The sequence below is a fragment of the Acaryochloris sp. CCMEE 5410 genome (assembly GCF_000238775.2).
In the GTDB taxonomy this organism is placed as follows: Bacteria; Cyanobacteriota; Cyanobacteriia; order Thermosynechococcales; family Thermosynechococcaceae; genus Acaryochloris.
In genome coordinates, this window is the sequence record NZ_AFEJ02000001.1 from 1174692 (window position 1) to 1194478 (window position 19787).

At 48.9% G+C, this 19787-nt stretch carries 18 protein-coding genes and 2 pseudogenes; 10 read left to right on the forward strand and 10 right to left on the reverse strand.

Annotated elements, in window-relative coordinates:
• Positions 1-9: 9 nt before the first annotated feature.
• Both ON05_RS05190 and ON05_RS05195 read right to left on the reverse strand, forming a co-directional pair.
• Positions 10-186: a hypothetical protein gene (locus ON05_RS05190; RefSeq protein WP_010470480.1), complete on the reverse strand. Its 177-nt coding sequence runs from the start codon at positions 184-186 to the stop codon at positions 10-12.
• 543 nt (positions 187-729) lie between these two features.
• Positions 730-855, reverse strand: a pseudogene (locus tag ON05_RS05195) (response regulator transcription factor); the annotation flags it as partial.
• Positions 856-997: 142 nt separating this feature from the next.
• Here ON05_RS05195 and ON05_RS05200 point away from each other — a divergent pair.
• The 4 genes from ON05_RS05200 (at position 998) to ON05_RS05215 (ending at position 2960) form a co-directional block, all read left to right on the forward strand.
• On the forward strand, positions 998-1180 hold the full coding sequence (locus tag ON05_RS05200; RefSeq protein ID WP_010470481.1) for a CsbD family protein: 183 nt from the start codon (positions 998-1000) through the stop codon (positions 1178-1180).
• A gap of 512 nt (positions 1181-1692) precedes the next feature.
• Positions 1693-1857: a DUF1328 domain-containing protein gene (locus tag ON05_RS05205; protein WP_010470482.1), complete on the forward strand. Its 165-nt coding sequence runs from the start codon at positions 1693-1695 to the stop codon at positions 1855-1857.
• 137 nt (positions 1858-1994) lie between these two features.
• Positions 1995-2315: a hypothetical protein gene (locus ON05_RS05210; protein WP_010470484.1), complete on the forward strand. Its 321-nt coding sequence runs from the start codon at positions 1995-1997 to the stop codon at positions 2313-2315.
• A gap of 63 nt (positions 2316-2378) precedes the next feature.
• On the forward strand, positions 2379-2960 hold the full coding sequence (locus ON05_RS05215) for a hypothetical protein (protein WP_010470486.1): 582 nt from the start codon (positions 2379-2381) through the stop codon (positions 2958-2960).
• On the opposite strand, the gene ON05_RS05220 is transcribed toward ON05_RS05215, so the two are convergent.
• Positions 2916-3083: a DUF1206 domain-containing protein gene (locus ON05_RS05220; RefSeq protein ID WP_085945149.1), complete on the reverse strand. Its 168-nt coding sequence runs from the start codon at positions 3081-3083 to the stop codon at positions 2916-2918. The two genes, ON05_RS05215 and ON05_RS05220, sit on opposite strands and share 45 nt — an antisense overlap.
• A gap of 406 nt (positions 3084-3489) precedes the next feature.
• Between ON05_RS05220 and ON05_RS05225 the strand changes: the two genes are divergently transcribed.
• A complete protein-coding gene (locus ON05_RS05225) occupies positions 3490-3969 on the forward strand; it encodes a response regulator (protein ID WP_010470488.1) in 480 nt (159 codons plus the stop codon).
• A gap of 18 nt (positions 3970-3987) precedes the next feature.
• Here the strand turns inward: ON05_RS05225 and ON05_RS05230 are convergent, their stop codons facing one another.
• Positions 3988-4362, reverse strand: coding sequence for a DUF2294 domain-containing protein (locus tag ON05_RS05230; protein WP_010470490.1), 375 nt, complete (start codon positions 4360-4362; stop codon positions 3988-3990).
• 473 nt (positions 4363-4835) lie between these two features.
• Between ON05_RS05230 and ON05_RS05235 the strand changes: the two genes are divergently transcribed.
• Entirely contained in the window at positions 4836-5600 is a 765-nt protein-coding gene (locus tag ON05_RS05235; protein ID WP_262561229.1) for an amidohydrolase family protein, read from the forward strand.
• On the opposite strand, the pseudogene ON05_RS05240 reads toward ON05_RS05235, so the two are convergent.
• A pseudogene (locus ON05_RS05240) lies at positions 5601-6991 on the reverse strand (ISKra4 family transposase).
• 36 nt (positions 6992-7027) lie between these two features.
• Between ON05_RS05240 and ON05_RS05245 the strand changes: the two are divergent.
• A complete protein-coding gene (locus ON05_RS05245; protein WP_262561231.1) occupies positions 7028-7828 on the forward strand; it encodes an amidohydrolase family protein in 801 nt (266 codons plus the stop codon).
• A 124-nt stretch (positions 7829-7952) separates the two neighbouring features.
• Here the strand turns inward: ON05_RS05245 and ON05_RS05250 are convergent, their stop codons facing one another.
• The 4 genes from ON05_RS05250 to recA all read right to left on the reverse strand — a co-directional run bounded on the left by ON05_RS05250 (position 7953) and on the right by recA (position 12659).
• Positions 7953-10184, reverse strand: coding sequence for an ATP-dependent RecD-like DNA helicase (locus ON05_RS05250; RefSeq protein ID WP_010469616.1), 2232 nt, complete (start codon positions 10182-10184; stop codon positions 7953-7955).
• Positions 10185-10212: 28 nt separating this feature from the next.
• On the reverse strand, positions 10213-10989 hold the full coding sequence (locus ON05_RS05255) for a VOC family protein (protein ID WP_010469617.1): 777 nt from the start codon (positions 10987-10989) through the stop codon (positions 10213-10215).
• Positions 10990-11141: 152 nt separating this feature from the next.
• The gene (locus ON05_RS05260) at positions 11142-11522 is read right to left on the reverse strand and encodes a VOC family protein (RefSeq protein WP_010469620.1); all 381 of its coding nucleotides are present in this window, start codon (positions 11520-11522) and stop codon (positions 11142-11144) included.
• Between the two features lie 78 nt (positions 11523-11600).
• Positions 11601-12659 (reverse strand): recombinase RecA, encoded by a 1059-nt coding sequence (gene recA, locus ON05_RS05265; RefSeq protein ID WP_010469622.1) that lies wholly within the window; start codon positions 12657-12659, stop codon positions 11601-11603.
• Positions 12660-12776: 117 nt separating this feature from the next.
• Between recA and ON05_RS05270 the strand changes: the two genes are divergently transcribed.
• From ON05_RS05270 to ON05_RS05280, 3 genes are read left to right on the forward strand one after another with little or no spacing between them, the layout of a single operon-like run.
• Complete coding sequence (locus ON05_RS05270; protein WP_010469624.1) at positions 12777-12980, forward strand: hypothetical protein; 204 nt, start codon at positions 12777-12779, stop codon at positions 12978-12980.
• Positions 12977-13498, forward strand: a complete 522-nt coding sequence (locus ON05_RS05275; protein ID WP_010469625.1) for a hypothetical protein — start codon at positions 12977-12979, stop codon at positions 13496-13498. The genes ON05_RS05270 and ON05_RS05275 overlap by 4 nt, the downstream gene beginning before the upstream one ends.
• 1 nt (position 13499) lies before the next feature.
• Positions 13500-18419 (forward strand): DUF5724 domain-containing protein, encoded by a 4920-nt coding sequence (locus ON05_RS05280; protein WP_010469626.1) that lies wholly within the window; start codon positions 13500-13502, stop codon positions 18417-18419.
• A 62-nt stretch (positions 18420-18481) separates the two neighbouring features.
• Here ON05_RS05280 and ON05_RS05285 read toward each other — a convergent pair whose 3' ends face one another.
• Positions 18482-19450: a class I SAM-dependent methyltransferase gene (locus ON05_RS05285; protein ID WP_175307185.1), complete on the reverse strand. Its 969-nt coding sequence runs from the start codon at positions 19448-19450 to the stop codon at positions 18482-18484.
• Between the last annotated feature and the right edge of the window lie 337 nt (positions 19451-19787).

Here is a 19787-nt window from a genome sequence, read left to right on the forward strand (position 1 = left end):
AATTATGCATTATATCGGAGTTATATAAATCGGATTTGGTATCAGTTTTGCGATCGCAACATCCACTGCAGCGGTTTTGGGGCGAGCCTTGGACGTCTTGGCGTCATCCGCCGCTTGAACGGTACAGGCCGATAGCAATACCATGATTGCCAACACTACCCCGTGCGATCGCAGATTCAAATACATACTTCACCTCGCACTGACACGCCTCGGATTTGCTGCATGGCTTGAGTGGCAACAGGTCCCAGAGTGTTTATCAGCCCACCCGCTGATGGATAGCAAACGTATAGCCCCAAAGAAGAAGTGGTGTAATTGCAACACCACAATAAAGTAAGTTTTCTGAGCATGGATGATTGATAGATTGTCTCAAAACAATAGACCTTATCGGAAATAGCTGAAAACCTTACTGGGAAAGCGTTTTATTTTTGGAGGAAAATCGACCTAAAAGACTTACGACATAGACGTTTGAAGTTATTCTCACCCATTTTATTTCCGATAAGGTCTAATAAACAATCAGCATTTCAAAGCGTCTACCTAGACTGTATGAGATTTCCATCAAGCATGGCTAGGGCCTATCGACACAACTCATCTAGCTCTTTTGACCTATTGCCATCTGGGTAAAAAGTACCATTAGATTGAGATTTAGCGGCACTCAATAGATGATGGGGACGATAATGCAACCGATTCTCAACTTAAGCCATGCTCAACTGCATAGACGGCTGCTTGGGTTCAGTCTCTCAGTTCAAGCCTCATTAAAATATGGGAAACGTGGTTGTTGACGGTTCCCTCACTCAAACTAAACGCTTTGGCAATTTCTTTATTCGTGTTGCCTTTTGCGAGTAGCTTTAGCACTTCAATTCAATGCGCCCCATCCGCCTGCAGATAGACCGACCATAACCCAAGAACCGTCCCTTGGGCAGACGAGTTTTAGGATGGCCTTCCCTAGGATAAAACTGTACAGACGAAACGCGACGTAGTTTTTAGGAAAGAAACTTTTATGAGTACTGAAGATAGAGCAAAAGCCACAGCCAAAAATATCGAAGGTAAGGCTCAAGAAGCCTTAGGAAATGTGACAGGCGATCCGGAAGATCAAGCCGCTGGCAAAGCCAAGCAGGCAGAAGCAGGAGTTCGTCATGCAACTGAAGATGCAAAAGACAAAGTCAAAGAAGCGATCGACTAATCGTTGCTTAGGCACTGAGTTTCTGGTGGTCAGGTCCAGTTTGCCTTCATAGGTCTCTGGACCTTTTTTAATCCTTGAATTTAGCAAGCGAACAGTCGAGGATTGCGGGGAGCATGTCACTTTTGCAAGCTAGTATTTATACTCATCTCAGAAATCCTTGCTAGCCTTGCTTTCAGACACCAAATTTTTAATTCTAAATTTTGTGCATCTGCAAAGGTGACATGCTCCCAGGATTGCGCAGCAAGGGTTTTAATCCCCCAATCTCTCTATGATGAACAGCAACTAAGCTCAATTTCAGCTATTTCGTTCAGGTTCAAGTGATCGATCCTTTGCCCTGAGTCGAGGAAGCTTTGAACCCTCCCAAGATTGATGAGGCATTTTGTTGATCAACGAAAAGCCCAGACAGACAAAGCACTCGCTTCAATTTGTAGGGAGATGCAATCGCAGCTCGGATCTCGCTTTTCTCACCAACCTCTTTCAACCATTTACATCAATACAAGGGAGACGTTTTTATGCTCAATTTAACTCTGACATTTCTGGTAGTTGCCTTAATCGCCGCCTTTCTTGGGTTTAGTGGTATTGCTGCCAGTGCCGCTGCGATCGCAAAAATCCTGTTCTACATTTTTATCGTCTGTTTTATTCTTTCGTTCTTGTTTGGTCTGACCAAACGGGTTTAGTCCCTATCCAGGCCCAGCCAGAGCGGACTTATCTCTACCTATAGAGGGAGAACAATCATATCTCCAGGTCCGACTTTGGGAAGATGATGCCCCCTTATCGGTCCCCCTACACTGAAACCGAACGTTAAGGAAACCCTATGAGTCAATTAGAAAAAGAACAAGCTCGCTACGAGCAGGGCTATGCAGCCGGAAGTCGGGCAAATCAAAGCAATCCAGCAACCGGACTATTTGTGGGCATTTTTGCCGTCGCGGTATTGGGAATTGGCGGATGGCTTGTATTTGCCCAAACCAATCAGCCATCAGCGGGAGACACAGATGTGATTAATGTTCCCAAGCCGGAAGCGCCCCAGCCAGACATCAATATCAATGTCCCCAAACCGGAGATTAATCTACCTAAACCTGACATTGATATCCCAAACCCCAGTAATGAGAACACTGAATCCAGCTCTGACAGTTAGGCACTCTATCCTATGTCCCCCATTGAGAGATGCACTGTCCTTTAGTTATCGGGAGAAAACCTTATGACACATTCTACAAACCGTCCACATCCCCAACCGTCATCCGATGAAAAAATCATCATCGATCAAGAAGTGCGCTACTCTGATGGGTCTGTACGTAAACACCGCGAAACCGTAAGCAGTGATGATCCAGCGATGGAAGCACGATTGGAACGAGCCCGGCTCGAAATGGATCGCCAACTCAAAATTCGAGATAACGATAATGCCGCGCGGGGCCTCTTGGTTGGGGTGATCGCGACCACTTTCTTCGGACTGGGAATTTTAGCCTGGTACATCTTGACGAACCGTCAGAATACAGAAGTGACGCCTACAGTGGTCCCTGCTCAGCCCTCTGAACCCTCAACACCGCCTGATATCAACATCACCTTGCCCAATCCACCTGCAGCCGAACGCACCGAAACACCCGCCGCTCCACCTACCATTATCCAAACCCAACCCGCTTCTCCTCAACCCACGAATCCTTCTAGTCAAGAGGCGGTACCTCCCACAAATCCTGAGGTCTCTGCCCCTGAAGCCACTGATTCTTCAACCCCTGCCGCCTCAACCAGTGAAGAACCTACTGAGTCCTCGGCACCCACCCCTTAAGTCTGGCAGCTTAATCCGACGATATCGAGCCTGAAGTCCCATGTGGACTCCGTAAGCCATCAACCCTACGGCCACCAGTGCCAACAAGCCTGGTCCGTAGGGTTGTTGTTGAAGCGAATCCAGCTTTCAAGCCATTGTCGGGTTGTGCGATTCATGGTGTGGGCTTACCAGACCTAAAATTTTCCACGGCACTGATCAACATCCTATTCAAACGGCTTGTCTCTTCTTCCTAATTCAAACCAGCCTCCTCACCTTTGCTGATTGCTTCTGAGAAATTGAGCCTCCTATTGCCTATACATACGCTTAATAATTTATGATGAATCCATACTATTCTTTAAGAAAGCGGTCGATTTGCTTGCTTGAACTACTCTTTCCTTATTCAACTTAGACAAAGTCTGAGCAAAGAGTCCTCACCCAGCAAAACGTCAGGCGAACCAATCCACCTCAAGTGCCCCTTTGCCACTGATGGAATGCTTCGTTCTCCTATCTCAGGAGATCGTCATTTTCGGTACTTGTCCTGGTGGAGCCGATGGAATCCTCTTCGTTACCCCATAACCAAAATATTGTCCTATCGAATAGCGGCTTAACTCCCCAGAAGCGACGCCCTTTAGTCTTAGTGATTGAAGATGATCCAGATAATCTTCTGTTGCTATATCACTTAGTCACAAGCCTGGGATGTGATGTCTTGCTAGCAAAGGGGGGGAAAGTGGGTCTAACCATGGTCAAAGAATCCTTGCCAGATCTAATCTTGCTCGATATCGTCATGCCTCATTTGAGTGGGTTTGACGTTCTCCAGCACCTGAGGAAACTGCCCCAAGCTGAATCTGTACCTGTTGTTGCAGTTACGGGCTTGGCAACTTCGGAAGAGAAACAACAGTTGTTACAGGCAGGCTGTTGTGGCTATCTGTGTAAGCCCTATCTGATTGAATCGTTAGAAAATCTCATTTGCCAGCATGCCTCCCTTCACCCCCCATTGACTAAACCCTTGAATTTTCCGATTGGAGCATAATTTTCAGAGTTGGCGCATTTATGACGTGCTCCGCACCATTGGCGTCTTCTCTAGCATGGCAATAATGCCAGTGAGTCCAGACTCCAAAGTGACATCGCTGAGCAAATCAGTCACATTAACGCCTGAGACTTCTTCCACGAGGCTTTTTAGCTTCGGTTTCATAAAATCATCTAGATTCGTCCGAACTTCTTCAGCTAAGTCCTCTTGCCCCCCCTGAGCCAAAATTTGTTCGGGCGGGGTTAAGGAATCTTCCAAGATGATGATCCATTTCTCGTCACAGAGCTGGCAGCTCACTTTGCTCGGTTGTTGACCTAATTGATTGCGATATAACGCCAGTACTTTCTGAGAAAGAGAACGTTCTAGCTGCCCTTTGGTGGGAGTGTCTGATGCCATTGCCAATATACCTCTAGAGCAGGTTGAGATTCAGACTATATCTAGTCCCGACCACACAGTCTTGTATAGATTGTAGAGATAACAGGAGCATTTGTATTCAGCTCTGGTTGAGGAGAAGATGGTTTTGGATGCTCGATTCTTGCAAGATCGTTATCGACAGTTAAGAATACCCCTCTAACTCTCTACCGATAGTGTTTGAGTCAGTGGACGGGTTGATCAATGCAGTACATCACCAAAATAACTGGAAATAAAAGAGTTCAGCCACAAGTATCGACGATAGACTTAACGCCACGGCTAAAATCCGGGAGGATCAATGATATTGAGCTACGGACTAATCTTTTGGGCTAATGAGCTTTTGCTTTGTTATTGTTTAGCGTCTAGGTAGCGCTTAGTTTATGGGCTTTTACCGTCGCAGTAGGTGGGATAAGCTGATGCTAAAGACCCCATTCAGTCAGCTTGAAAGCTGAGATCCCTTGGCGTTAGAGAATTCCCATCCTCAGCAGATTATTTGGGCTGGAACAGCACTACCCAACCCGCATGTTCCGGCTCAATCCAATTTTGGTGTTTGTGTTGAGGGGAATCGAATTGTCGCTGCTGGGTTACATCAGGAACTAACGGACCGTTATCCTGATACTCCACAAACGGGTGGTGATCACCTCCTGCTGATGCCAGCACTGGTGAATAGTCATGACCATGGTCGTGCCATTGGCACAGGATCCTTTGGAATCGCCGATGACTTACTCGAAATTTGGTTGCTCCAGTTAGGGGCTCAGCCCGCCCTTGATCCCTATCTTGCAGCAGCCTTTGATGGGCTACAGCTATTGAAATCTGGAGTAGGGACTGTCTCCCACAGCCACAATCCCCGTAACTGGCAAACCCTAGAAACTGAGGCAAATCAGACGATTCAAGGCTATCGAGATGTGGGCATTCGAGTTGCCTTCCATCCCCCTATTGTCGATCAAAACCCTATTGCCTATGACTCAGAAGCTTTTCACCGACATTTACCGGCAAACCTACGATCTTTGATCGAGCCAACCGATGCTTCCTCGGTTTTATCTACTCAAGATTATTTTTGTTTATGCCACAACCTCTACAATCGTTTTCACGATGATCAGCAGCATACTGTTCAAATCCATGTCAGCCCTGCAGGTGGGCAATGGTGTAGCGATCCATTACTTCTGGAAGCAGTTGAATTTGCCCAACAGCACCAAACTCGGGTGCAAATGCATCGGGCGTAGCTAATGGATCGGGGATGCCTTAGACTTCGGAATGGTTACCCCTGGGAATAGGGAGTCAAACCGTTGATTGACCCAGGCAAGCCGCAGCATGAGTAGATGATTGAAACCATCCTCACTCCAGCGCATACCAACCCCCTTAAAGCGCTGTTGAATCAGCCACTTACAAGCACTTTCGACCATTCCTGACCCCAGCGGTATCTGTAGTTGTTCAAAGTGGCGATATTGGATGTGTCGCAGATGGCGCTGGAAATAAGCCTGTACCTGGAGCAACGTCGTAAAAGATTTGCCCGTAAACAATTGTGAGTGAATCAACATCGTCAAGGACCGCAATACTAATAGGTGTTGCCCATGTCGCAATTGGTGTCGCCAGCGCCGAAACCAGGCTTGGGCTTGAGCAGAGCGAGCATCCCCAAACATCGCTTTGTTGCTCGTGCAAGATGGCCTGCTGCATGAAAGAAATCGAGAACTGCCACAGCACAGTGAGAGAACAAGGTGCGGTAGACTCGCCAGAAGCCTCGCCCCCCATCACTCAACCAGATGACGCTTGGGGCCGATTCAAAGTCTTGTTTGCGGGCTTCGAGGTGCAGTAAGGGGATGAACTGGTCGATATCGCCCAATACTGCCACCAGTCTTCGACGTAGTAGTTGGGGGACACGCTTTTGTGCTCGGGTGCCCCGTGTTCCTAGGCGGGCTAAGATAGCAACTTTGACTTCTCGCCACTGGATTTTTCCCTTGGGGGTTTTCGGGGTGGGGCGAAAGGGCACCATCACACCGTCAGCAGCAATGGCCAAAGGTAGAGCAGACAACACCTCTGAAATCGCTTCACAAGGAGTCTGGTCACCTGAGGCTTGAGCTTTGAGTTGAGTCTCTAGCTCCTGATAAGCTTTGTTGCCCATGACTTGCACCCAACTCCACAAGCTTGATGAGCTGACGGATAAACCACTCCACTGACTCAGCATCCAACTGGCCAGTTCATAGGGCATAAATAGACTTAACAAGCAGCCTAGACGCACCAGTTCTTTACTGCTGTGCTGGTAAGAGGTAATCCCAATGGATTGGTCCAGAGGAGCTGATAGACTACCTGGACACCCTTTTGGACAACGACCCACCCGTCGCTTTCAGTAAATATTTCCCACCAGTGTCTGCATCTGACGAGATTCCCATCCCTTCGAGTGCAAGCGGGTTCCGCAGGTGCTACACCTAGGCCATTCAAATACTGTTTTTGCTCGCCGTGAGAGTTCATCCTCCAGAAGCCATCGAGCCAAATACAAACCCATTTGCAGAACGATATAAACCATCTGACTCAGGCTGGGTGATTCTTTGAGTGCTTCGACCTGTTCTAGAAATTCGTGATGCTCTAGTACGGTTGGCAATTGCGATGTTAGGCTCATGACAAGTTTTTGATTCGGGTACAGGATCTATTGTCCTTGACCCGTTTTTCTTTGAGCCATACATCCCCGATTCTGTGCTTACGCCCAATGCATCTCTTGGAGACTTGCTATCAACGACAATATGCCTACCGTCGTTGGGGGAAAAGTTTTGTCCAACATCTAGATGAAATAGGTGTGCTCGGTCCCTGGTTGACTTGTGCCCATATGGTTTGGGTAGACGAAGCGGATTTAGCCCTCTTAGCAGAACGAGGAGTTGGCATCGCCCATAACCCCAGCAGTAATTTGCGACTCAGGAGCGGCATCGCCCCCATCGCAGCGATGAGCCAGGCCGGGATTACCCTAGGGATTGGTTTAGATGGCCATGGCTTAGATGATGATCAAGATTATCTGCGGGAAATGAGATTGGCTTGGACCCTGGGCAATCAACCCAGAGCGTCCTCGCCCAGCCTAGAAGCACAGACCATTTGGCAGATGGGCACCGTAGGCGGCAGACGGATTACGTTAGGGGAGGATATTCCCCTTGGCTGCTTGGCCAAGAACGAAATGGCAGATCTCGTGCTCGTTGATTGGGGAGCCATTCAAGGCATGTGGCTCTTGCCAGCCCCTGATGGACTGCTTCGTAGAGCAACCCGTCAACATGTTAAGCATGTCATGGTGAATGGAGACTGGGTGATTTGGGATGGGCAATCCAGTCAAATAAACGAAGGAGAAATCATTGCTCGCTTGCAGGAACAGCTTGGGCAGCAGAATATCGCTGAATTAGAGGGGCAAGCCAAGGATAGCCGTTCTCTAGCTCACTATCTGCGGAGTTTCTATGCTGAGTGGGATAACCAATAAAAATTTAATTCTAAGGGTGTATTTGCTCAGTCCCTATCTCCTATTCAAATCCAATAAAAGTGAATCGAGTTTTACTCTGGACTCCCGTCAGAGTCAGGTAAGAAGTGGCCTATAGCTGTATTCATCACTGAGCAACAAGGCTCAACCGTTGATCGAGCAAGGTATATCGCTGCTTATCCTTCACCTGCCGAATCGCCATGCTTATTGCATTTTTGGGACCCACTAGAATCGCCAGTTTCTTAGCCCTTGTCAAACCCGTATAAAGTAGATTGCGGCTCAGCATAATGTAATGCTGCATATACATAGGCAAGATTACAACGGGATATTCCGACCCTTGGCTCTTATGAATCGTGACGGCCCAGGCTAACCCGATTTCATTTAAGTCAGTCAAATCATAGGAAACAGACCGCTCTGCATACCGAACCGTCACGGCGACCTCTTCCAGATTGATCGCCTCAATCACCCCCATATCGCCATTGAAAACCTCGCGGTTGTAATCATTGACCTGCTGAAGTACGCGGTCACCCACCCTAAGAATGAGTCCCCCTCGGGTTAACTCAGCCTTATTCGGACTAGGGGGATTAATCAACGCTTGCAGGATTTGGTTCAGCTTGCGAGTTCCCACCTCCCCTCTCGTCATAGGACAAAGGACCTGCACATCTCGTGCCGCCACATATCCCAATTGCGGAATCAGATCGTTGATGAGTTCTTGGATGGCCTGCTGCCCCTGCTCCGGCTCAGGTGCCCCCAGCCAGAGACAATCCGTCTTGGGCGCAGGGCTGACAGATTCTAGATGAGGGAACTTACCTTGGTTAATCTGATGGGCATTTTGAATAATTTGACTGGCTTGAGCTTGGCGAAAAACCTCCGTTAGTTCCATGACGGGAATCCGCTGGGCGGTAATCAGATCCAGCAGCACATTCCCAGGACCGACACTGGGTAGCTGATCCGTATCCCCCACAAGCAACAGTTGGGCGTTGGTATCAATGGCTTTAATCAAAGAATTAGCGAGGAACAGATCCAACATGGATGCCTCATCAATCACCACTGCATCAGCAGGAATGGGGTAGTCTACATCCCGCTGAAACTTCATGGTTTTAGGATCAAACTCTAAGAGGCGATGGATGGTTTTGGCTTCGTGGCCCGTGACTTCGCTCAGTCGCTGCGCGGCTCGTCCGGTGGGAGAGGCCAGTACGATTTCTTTCCCCATTGCTTTCCAGAGGGCGACAATGGTTCGGGTGGTGAAGGTTTTGCCTGTTCCAGGTCCACCCGTGAGGATCACGACTCGCTGGCTAGCGGCCAACTCTACGGCCTGCTGCTGTTGTTCCGAGAGATTAACCCCCGTTTGGGCCATAAACCGATCGAGCCAACGGCGGACTCGCCCCTGATCGACTTCCAGGGGATTAGCGAGTAATTGGAGTAATCGGCGGGAGAGATGAAACTCTGCTCGAAAGAAGGGAGGGGCATAACACAGCAGTTCCGTTGCATCCTCCCGTTCAACCTGTTCAACAATCAGCTGAGCGTCCGCAACCATGGCATGAATCAGATATTCCACTTGATCGGGCTTGGGTTGATACTCCGGGAGGGCCAATCGCTTGACGGCCCGTTCGATCAGCTCCGGTTGAGGTAGATAGCAATGCCCTTCATCGGCGGACTCGCTGAGGACATGTAAGAGGCCACTGCGATAGCGATACTCCGAGTGGGGAGGGATGCCCAAACTACGGGCAATTTGATCGGCAGTGATAAAGCCAATGCCATAGACATCCGTTGCCAGTCGATAGGGGTTCTGGGTGACGATGTCGATGGCTTCGTCACCATACTGCTTAAAAATTTTGACGGCATAAGTAGTGGAGACGCCATGGCCCTGGAGAAAGACCATCACCTCTTTGATGGTTTTCTGGCTATCCCAAGCGGTCTGAATTAATTTGACTCGCTTTTTAGCGATGCCAGGAACTTCAGCTAGGCGCTCAATCTGGTTCTCAATAATATCCAGGGTCTCTAGGCCAAAATGAGCGACGATGCGCTTGGCGGTGACCGGACCAACGCCCTTGATTAAGCCACTCCCGAGGTATTTTTCAATCCCCGTCAGGGTAGCGGGTTTCGTTTCTTGATATTGTTTGACTTGAAATTGAGCGCCGTATTTAGGATGGTCCCGCCAAATCCCTTGGACTTGCAGGGTTTGGCCCGCTTGGATATTGGCAAAGCTACCCACAATCGTGATTAACTCACGGGTTCTAGGAGCTTTGAAGCGGGCCACGGTATATCCCGATTCGTCGGAATGATAGGTTAGCCGCTCTACGACCCCTTGTAACTGTTCGGTCGGGGGATGAGTAGGATGGGCGGCCTCGTAGGACATAATTCAAACATGCTGACGTGCTAAGAGTTTAACGGGCCAGCTCAAATAAGTAGGAATGGGCACCGGTTGGATCTTCCATACAGGCGAAAAATCCCGTACCCGGTATTTCCGTTTTGGGCACCACAATCTTTCCACCTAAGGATTGGACCTTATTTGACCACTGATCCACTGAGTTGACGGAAAAGTAGTTCATCCAAACGGGGGGCATCTGGGGCACATCTGGTGGTCGTTTCATAATCCCACCCACATCCTCACCATTCACCTTGGCGATGTAATAGTCTCCACCGTTCATAGGCATAGGAGCGGAAAACTGCCAACCAAAGAGTTCGGAGTAGAAGGGCAAAGCGGGAGTCGGATCATCGACTAGAAGTTCCATCCAGCAAACCTCTCCAGGACCATTGCCGATCATATTCAGATCGTCACTGTCCTGCTCTGGGGTGAAGACATGAAAAGCGGAGCCAACCGGATCATTGATCACCGCAGTGTGGCCCACGGATGGAATCTCAAAGGTAGGAACACTGACCTTACCCCCCAACTTTTCCGCCTGCTGACAGGCTTGCTCGACATTGGCAACGGTGATGTAGGCAATCCAGTGGCTAGGAAACGGAAAGTCGTTCTCGATGGGGACCGGATTAGCAAATCCACCTTTCCCCGCAGCGTAAATCGTGGCATTGTCATGGCCGGGAATTTCCATTTCACTCAACTGCCAATCAAAGAGCTGATGATAAAACTCATTTGCTTTTGGCACATCCTTTGTCATTAAACTCCACCAGCAAAAACTGCCGATTTGATCCTGTAAACCCATGGCTGTCTCCTTTTGCTTTTAAGCAGTAGTCAGTCGTATGCGGAATTACTGTGGTTTAGTTGTGCGATTGCGGATAATAGCTGCCGCAGATTAAGCCGAAATGATGCTGCCTCTGCGACCAGCCGCAGTTAATTGATAATGCCTTCAACCTTTTATGGAGAAGGCATATGAAAAACATTGAGTTTGTTGCCATCTAGATCCCGGAAGTAGCCCGCATAGAATCCTTCTATGTCGTCTCTTGGCCCGGCTGGACCTTCATCTTGGGCACCCAGCTCAATGGCCTTTTTGTAGACCTCATCTACTTTGTCATTGCTATCTACCATGAGGGCAATCATGACGCCATTGCCAACGGTGGCAGGCTCGCCATTGAAGGGTTTGGTTACACAGACGCTGGGCTGATCGGGTCCCGTACTCCAGGCAATAAAACTTTCGAACTCCATAAACCTGCTGCCGCCAAGCACCTCGAAAAGAGAATCATAAAACTGGGCTGCTTTAGCAATATCGTTTGTACCTAAAGTCACATATCCAATCATTGAATATTCCTCAATGTTAAGAACCAGGTCGGATAAATTAAGCAGTCGAAATGATAGTGGATGGAGATTAAGCCGGTATTATGCGGCCTCTTCTTCCTCGACTTCCACCGCCGTGATTGAATTGGCAGAGACTTCAGCCCCTAGCTCCAATTTCTGGCGGACTTGTTGCTCGATACTTTCAGCGAATTCAGGATTATCGATAAAGTACTGAATCGTGTTTTCTCGGCCCTGGCCAATATTGTTGCCGTCGTAGCTATACCAAGCCCCTTTGCGGACGATCACATCTGTTTCCTCGGCCATATCGACCAGGCACCCAACTGTAGAAATGCCTTGGCCGAACAGAATGTCAAACTCGGCAATCCGAAACGGAGGAGCCACTTTGTTCTTGGCGACTTTGACTTTGGCCCGAATCCCAAACATATCCGTGCCTTTTTTCAGAGTTTGAATGCGACGGATATCGAGGCGAACGGAAGCATAGAATTTGAGGGCGTTTCCGCCTGTGGTGACTTCAGGGCTACCGTAGGTCACGCCAATCTTCTGGCGAAGCTGGTTGAGGAAGATTACGGTACTACCAGACTTAGAAATATTGCTGGTGATTTTTCTCAGGGCTTGGCTCATTAACCGGGCTTGGAGGCCCATGTGGGAATCGCCCATATCCCCTTCGATTTCAGCACGGGGGGTGAGGGCAGCCACGGAATCCACCACCACGAGATCAACGGCACTGGAACGCACCAGTTGATCGACGACTTCCAGGGCCATCTCCCCAGAATCTGGTTGGCAAACCAGGAGTTCGGATACATCTACACCTAAAGCAGCGGCATAGACGGGATCGAGGGCATGTTCAGCATCGACAAAGGCGGCGACTCCCCCTGTTTTTTGAATCTCTGCGATCGCATGCAACGCTACAGTGGTTTTTCCAGAACTTTCAGGACCATAGATCTCAATCACTCGCCCTCTAGGTAATCCGCCCCCCAAGGCTAGATCCAGGGTCAAAGCCCCCGTCGAAATCGTTTCAATCTGCATCCGAGTGGCATCCCCAAGACGCATAATCGACCCTTTGCCAAAGGTGCGTTCCACATTTTTCATCACCAAGTCCAGGGCTTTTTGCTTTTCGGAAGCGTCAGTATGGGTGGCCATGATCGGGATCTCCAAAAGGATAATTTGAGGTTGTTCGACTAGTATAGTATACTTGTACTATCCTTGTGTCAACAGGGCAAAAAAAGTTTCTTTTTTCCTCCTCGTAGGGAGGGTTAAATGGCAATAGATTCTCTAACAGATTTAGTTGGATTTCCCGGTGGATGGCTGGTAGGTGTCTCCTATGCCTTGGAATGGGGATATCAATGTTGGGTGATCACCCCTGAACAGCAGGTCCATACCGATGGTGAGTTCTATGAGAGTAATTTAGGGGCATTATCAGTAGGGCGCTTCTTGGTTGAACATTCCCTAGAAGTAGATTGAGCCCCACCCACAACAGTCTATTTTTCACTGATGACAATTTAATTTTTATTGGCTATAGTACATTTGTTTTGCTCCTCCTAATCACCATGACCTCCTGTATCACCGTTGAGGGAAAAGTTATTGGGAAACGGCGACCCATCTTTTCAGACTGGTCCATTCCCATCCCCCCTTCTCTACAAAATTCGCCCCTCACGCTCCGTGACCTGATTACCTGTGTAGTGAGGGCTGAAGTCCAGGCTTTTCAAACGCGGCAAACGGAGCAGAAGCTACAGCAGTTCCTAAGTAAAGACGCGATCCATCAGGGTTTGGCTGAGGGCAAAGTAACGATGGGCGATCGCGACTTTGAGCAAGTCGTGGATGAGGAGGGCGCTATCGAAGTCGCCATTATGGGCTTTATAGACGGGCTGTACTACGTGTTCCTCGATGATGTACAGCAGGAAGAGTTAGATGCCACCGTGCACCTCAAACTCGATAGCCGCTTAACCTTTATTCGACTCGTTGCACTGGTCGGGGGATAACATGCTGAATCGTGAACTTGCGCAGGAATCCCTGAAGAAATTTCGGGTTGAAGAATGGACGGATCGCCGAGCAACTGAACTGGCCGCATTGCCGGAGAAATTGAATCATATTGGCCGGAGGATGTTGCGCCTGGAAATCTCCCCCAACAAATCGAGCCGTTCCTATCATCGAGAACCGTATTGGCAACCGTTTCAGGACGCGATTGAGCTAACAGAGGCCGAACGCAAGCAACTTTTTGAGGTGTTATTTCCTCAAATTAGTGACTATGTACTGCTGGCTTGCGACCTGATTCTCTATCAGGTGGGTTACACTTACAGCGGCTTTCGGTCGGACCATCCTGAACACTATTCATTTGCCCATCGGAATTTTATTCAGTCGTTACTGGGAATTGTCCGAGGGTATGAGCAACCCCTGGACTGGTATGCAGCTTGGGCACCTTATCTAGGCTATGGTACTGATTGCCTCGGATACCTGTTTGCAGCAGCTATCAACCAAGGCGATACATTAGGCGATCAGATTTTCGAGATTCTCTTTGACTCTGCTCGGGGTGACCATGAAATTGGTGCCATGGGTCGGCATGTAACTTGCGCCCTATTAGTGGCCAACCGACCTGAGGGATGGGAGCTGATTGAAAATCTGCTAGTGGCCGCCCAACGCCAAGAAGGGCTGCGGCAAACAATTTTAGAAACCATTGATGAAGCCCATCCTCAAGCCTTTAAGCGTATCGTCCGCGTCATTTTAGACCATAATCTTGTGCGCTTTAGTGCCACCATTCGGGCTGTGGATGTGTGGTTTGGCCTAGGTTGGGAGGTGGAGCACCAGCGTCGGGTCCAAGAGAGTTTAGAACGCCTTCTCCAACTGTTGGAGCATCCCAATCAACGGACTGAGTTGCTCCAAAGTGATGACCCTAACCAGGTTTACATCGCCCTCTGGTCTCTAGCCTTTGAAAATGTTGATCTGGCGATTCCACCTGCCGTTGAACTTTTAAAGAATGGGACTGTCGAACAGCGATTTGTATCGGTTTACTTACTTAATCAATTGCATATCAGTCAAGCTCAAGATGCTATCATGCCCAGTCTTGCCGATTCGGATATTCGAGTGGCGGTTCAAGCCTATCGCTCGTTGGGATGCAAAGCTGACTTTGACGCGTTGGAAGCGTTTCTTAACCGCTTTTCCGCCCAGGAAACACATATTGAACCGTTGGTGTGGCCATGGATGAGTAACACCATTACCCTCCAGGGTGTGACTGCTGACCTAGTTCGTAGTTTAGGCGATCATCCTGTCGAGCGTCTAATTCCTTATCGGACAATAATGGGGAATTGGGGGCGTCTTCAAATTGGCAAAAAGTTGATTGCCAAACAGACTTGGGACGATCAGGCCCGAGACGTTATTTTTGAGCTAATTCGAGATCGTAGTAGCTTTGTTCGAGAGCAAATGATGAGTGCTCTTAACGCTCATCACTACTGTCCGACTGCCCCTGAAGCCCAAGCCCTGGAGTCGATGTTATATCGCAAAGCGGCAGACTTGAGGAGAGGTGTTCTGTCCCTATTATTGAAACAAGACGATAAAGCCGCCATTGAGAGTGCCCAACGTCTTCTCAATCAGTCTAAAGCGCCTCAGCGAGCAGCAGGCTTAGAACTGCTTGTCCAGCTTCAGCAAACAGAGCGGGGCCAGGTCAAACCCATTGCTGAAGCTTATGCTAGCCAGCGCCCCAAGCGAACGGCGAGTGAGCAAGAACTGCTTGATCAGCTTTTGGCGGAGCAACAGGAGATTCCGACCTTGGAGGATGCCTTGGGTTTAGCGCCTTGGGAGTTGCGATCGCATCCCCAATGCCCCACAAAACCCAAACATCCCATTCCCTTAATTTCTGAGGCAGCCCAAGAAATACTGGCCTCCTTACATGCACTAATTGACGAGCACCGAACTGAGGAGGTTGTACTTGATAGCGACTATCCCCAGGAACAGTTATTGGGGAATCTTTACTGGTTGCCAACACCGGATTTCAAGCTATCCCAAGAAGAAAATCTGAAAAGACTTCCTTTGGCAGAAGTTTGGCAGGCTTGGTTAACGAATCGCCCAAAGTCTTTACGAGATCCAGATGGGTTGGAGATCATTCGTGCCATTGCGGCTTGTCATGGTGCAAATAGCCAGCCATTTCACTATGAGTTTGGAATGGATCGTGGACGCAACCAACCTCCCAAGTGGCAACTTCAACTGTTTGAACAGTGGTTTACCCCAGTTGAACTAACCTCCCCTTTGATACCCGGCCTTCTATCTTGGTTGATTTATTTGGAGCCACCCCAAAATTTAATTAATGCCTTGTTAAATGCAGCTCAATATACCCTAGCCATCATCCATCAACAGACTGCAGGTAAGCGGAAGGAATGGCGCAATTATAGACTGTTAGTATGGCTTAATTTAGCCAGATCTCATTTCCAAGATTATCGTGATCAATGGACCGAGGAACAGATTCGACACCTATGGCAGCTCCTGCGCTGGATTGATGAACCTAGCGATGAGAGTGTTCCCCATTGGCAGGTTAAATCAGGAGAAACTCGCTATAGCTACGACCGATTTGAAACCACTCAAGAAGAAGGATTTATTCAACGCCATCGACCTGAGTTGTGGGAAATTACCCTAGCCTATGGTGCTGAAGCTGCCACCGATGCAGATTTCTGCGATTACTTAATCGGGGCACGCCCCATGTCTTCGCGGTTTAACGAACTGCGAGAGTTGACCCAACGGAAGCCGCATCCCTACATTCAGGCTAATCCAAAGATCGGTCAGATCGTGAATCAATGTTGCGATCGCATCCTGGAAGTTGAACTCACCCGAGGCGAACTGCCTACAGCAGCCACTGAAGTTGCTAAAAATCTGAGTTCCATTGAGGGGATTGCAACGGTAGTGAACCTTCTGCAAAAGCTGGAGAATGAAAAATTTATTCGGGGTTGGGTGTCGGATAGTAAAAGTCGGACTGCGGTATTGAGCCATCTGTGCCGGATCTCTTTTCCAGGAGAAGACGAAACGCCCCAGGACTTTGCCAAGGCCGTTAAAGCTGCCTCTATCCCCACTCAACAGCTCGTGGAGCTGGCCATGTATGCACCCCAATGGGTGAATTACATTGAACAGGCCCTGCGGTGGAAAGGGTTTGCTGAAGCCGTTTGGTGGTTTCATGCCCACACCAAAGACGAGGCTTGGCAGGTGGATGCTGATATTCGCAACCTGTGGGCCGCTCAGATTGCCGAACGGACGCCACTCTCTAGCCAGGATTTGCTGGATGGCGCTGTGGATGTGGCCTGGTTTCAGCGGATTCGCAAAGGCATGAAGTCGGATCGGTGGACGACCCTAAATGAAGCCGCCAAGTACACCTCTGGTGGTGGAGGCCATAAGCGGGCACAACTCTTTGCCGAGGCCATGACCGGAGCAACCGATCGAGCTGGCCTGATTAAACGGCTGCAAACCAAGCGCCATCAAGATAGTGTGCGGGCCTTGGGCCTACTGCCTTTAGCCAGGGGGAAAAAGCGAGACGCAGACCTCCTGGAACGCTATCAAATCATCCAAGAATTTCTGCGGGAGAGCCGTAAGTTTGGCTCCCAGCGCCAAGCCAGTGAAAAGCTAGCCGCTCGCATTAGTATGGATAACTTGGCACGCACCGCTGGGCATCCCGATCCGCAGCGACTGGAATGGGCCATGGAAGGGATGGCGATTCAGGATTTGGCCGCTGGTGCTGTATCCGTAGAGATTGATCCAGTCACCGTCAGCTTAAGTATCACCCCCGATGGCAAGCCCCAGATTTCGGTGCTTAAAAATGGGAAATCCTTAAAATCGGTCCCGGCCAAACTTCGTAAGAATCCAGAGATCAAAGCCCTGCAACAGCGCAAAAAAGAGATTACCCAGCAGGCCAGTCGCATCACTCAATCTTTAGAACAATCCATGTGCCGGGGCGATCAGTTCACTGGCACTGAGTTAAAGCAACTTCTAACCCATCCTCTGTTAAAACCCGTCTTGCAGCGCCTGGTGTTTATTGAGAGTGACACGGGGGTAGCTGGATTACCCCAGGCAGATGGATTACTCAACCCTGACGGTCAAACCGTCGCCATCAAAGCATCCATGCAGCTACGCATTGCTCACCCCGTTGATTTAGCCGAACGGGATGATTGGCATCTCTGGCAGCAATACTGTTTTCAGACGGAGCTGGTCCAACCCTTTAAGCAGATTTTCCGGGAACTCTATGTTTTGACTACGGCAGAACAACAAGGCCGGGGGTCTGGTTCTTGTCGGTATGCAGGGCATCAAGTCAACCCTCGACAGTCCTTGGCCCTCCTGGGCAAGCGAGGCTGGGTTGCCCAGGAGGGCCAAGGGATACGGCGCACCTTTCATGATGAGCAAATTGTGGTTTGGCTTGAATTTGAAGAGGGCTGGTATACGCCTACAGAAGTGGAAGGGTTTACCCTAGATCAGATTTGCTTTTGCGATCGCACCACCTATAAGCCCCTGGAATTATCCGCCGTGCCCTCCCGTCTTTTTAGTGAAGTGATGCGGGATCTGGATCTAGTCGTCAGCGTGGCCCACCAGGGCGGTGTCGATCCAGAAGCCAGTGCCTCAACGGTAGAAATGAGAGCCTCCCTACTCCAAGAAACCAGCCGCCTGCTCCAGCTTAAAAATATTCAACTGCAAAAGTCTCACGCCTTAATCGAAGGGAAGATGGGTAGCTATAGCGTCCATCTGGGCAGTGCGATGGTTCATCGTCAACCCGGCGGAGCAATTTGTGTGGTGCCTGTTCACAGCCAGCATCGGGGGCGACTCTTTTTGCCCTTTGCCGATAATGATCCAAAAACGGCAGAAGTGATCTCCAAGGCCATTATGCTGGCTAAAGATCATGAGATTAAAGACCCAACGATTTTAGAGCAGATCCTCTAATGAGGTATCCCTCTCGATCTCAAAAAGGCGAAGATCCGTTCACGATCCTCTCATTTGAGTTTTTAAGTCTCTGGTTTTTCCATTACGATTCTATGGAGTTCAGCTTCATGCTGCTGAAAGAACAGCCATGCGATTGGGAAAAAGGTCATATAGCGATTGAATATTTCCAGCCCCACTAGCTCAATCGCTTGATTTTGGTTTTTAGCCAGTCGTTCATACCATGCTTTCAAAGTGGGTTTGTAGTCATGAATTGAGTCATGGGTAATACGGAACCCGATCTCCTGAGCGATTTGGAGATGAGTCTCATGCATAGACAATAGAGACCCTGGGAAAAAAAGTTGCATCAAAACCATTGATGTTGGATAGGGCTCGCGTTCCAGTGAGAAGAACTGATGCACCGCTTTGCCACCAGGAACGAGTGCATCGTAAATTTTTTGGTACAGATCGGTAAGTTCATGGGGGCGAACATGCTCTAAAGCACCAATCGAAAAGATGCAATCATAGGGGGCTTCTACAAACTGATCCGTAATAAAATTAGTGAGAGAGACGTTTAGCCCTAACCGTTGTTGGGCATAGGTTAACTGCTCCTTTGATAAGGTGTATCCTGCTAATTGCCCCTGATGGCCTGAATCTTGGAGAAACTTCAACATGGCTCCCCAACCACACCCGAGATCTAGAACTTTCTCGTTCCCCTGCAATTGCATCAACGATAAAAGATATTTAGCTTTATGGGTTTGCGCCTCTTCTAAAGAATCTTGTTCTGACTGAAATTCAGCACAGGTATAAAACCGATATCTTTCATCTAGGAACAAAGCATAGAACTCATTGGAAACATCGTAATGAGTTTCAATGCCGCTGGCATGATCTTGAGTAAGCATCCGATTTAGAAAAGAGATGCGTTGTGCCTTAAGCGGATAAAATCTTGCCAACCCTTCCATCCATGGTGATCTAGGTTGAGTCCAATAGCCCCAACTTTCAGACTGGGTTAAAGGGTGTGGAGAATGAATTTTATATTCTGCCACCGCGTACATTAATCCATAGTTGAATAGATCAGAAATACACTTTGGATATTGCTTAAAAGTAATCGTCATCATTGCTTACCTAAAAACTTCAGACGGTAAACGAACCACTGAGAAGCCAAGCAATCTTTTAAGAGAGAAGGAAAACTCCAGAAAAATATTTAATTTTGTGGTCTGGATGACTCTGATGCCAGAGACTTTCTCTCCGAAATACGATCTAGCTGTTCATCTTTGCTGGTTTCTCAAATCAAAAGTAGGCTAGGCTTCTTCAATGCCGAGGTCATGGTTTGATCATTTCTCAGACACGCCAGCGACAGCAATTGCCATAATTAAATTGAGGATTCACCCT

Bases quoted from the DNA above. Each gene is read 5' to 3' on its own strand.
- ON05_RS05255 (WP_010469617.1), bottom strand. From the start codon at position 10,989: ATGGGTTTACAGGATCAAATCGGCAGTTTTTGCTGGTGGAGTTTAATG.
- ON05_RS05230 (WP_010470490.1), bottom strand. From the start codon at position 4,362: ATGGCATCAGACACTCCCACCAAAGGGCAGCTAGAACGTTCTCTTTCT.
- ON05_RS05205 (WP_010470482.1), top strand. From the start codon at position 1,693: ATGCTCAATTTAACTCTGACATTTCTGGTAGTTGCCTTAATCGCCGCC.
- ON05_RS05280 (WP_010469626.1), top strand. From the start codon at position 13,500: ATGCTGAATCGTGAACTTGCGCAGGAATCCCTGAAGAAATTTCGGGTT.
- ON05_RS05260 (WP_010469620.1), bottom strand. From the start codon at position 11,522: ATGATTGGATATGTGACTTTAGGTACAAACGATATTGCTAAAGCAGCC.
- ON05_RS05250 (WP_010469616.1), bottom strand. From the start codon at position 10,184: ATGTCCTACGAGGCCGCCCATCCTACTCATCCCCCGACCGAACAGTTA.
- ON05_RS05210 (WP_010470484.1), top strand. From the start codon at position 1,995: ATGAGTCAATTAGAAAAAGAACAAGCTCGCTACGAGCAGGGCTATGCA.
- recA (WP_010469622.1), bottom strand. From the start codon at position 12,659: ATGGCCACCCATACTGACGCTTCCGAAAAGCAAAAAGCCCTGGACTTG.
- ON05_RS05200 (WP_010470481.1), top strand. From the start codon at position 998: ATGAGTACTGAAGATAGAGCAAAAGCCACAGCCAAAAATATCGAAGGT.
- ON05_RS05190 (WP_010470480.1), bottom strand. From the start codon at position 186: ATGTATTTGAATCTGCGATCGCACGGGGTAGTGTTGGCAATCATGGTA.
- ON05_RS05285 (WP_175307185.1), bottom strand. From the start codon at position 19,450: ATGTACGCGGTGGCAGAATATAAAATTCATTCTCCACACCCTTTAACC.
- ON05_RS05215 (WP_010470486.1), top strand. From the start codon at position 2,379: ATGACACATTCTACAAACCGTCCACATCCCCAACCGTCATCCGATGAA.
- ON05_RS05225 (WP_010470488.1), top strand. From the start codon at position 3,490: ATGGAATCCTCTTCGTTACCCCATAACCAAAATATTGTCCTATCGAAT.
- ON05_RS05270 (WP_010469624.1), top strand. From the start codon at position 12,777: ATGGCAATAGATTCTCTAACAGATTTAGTTGGATTTCCCGGTGGATGG.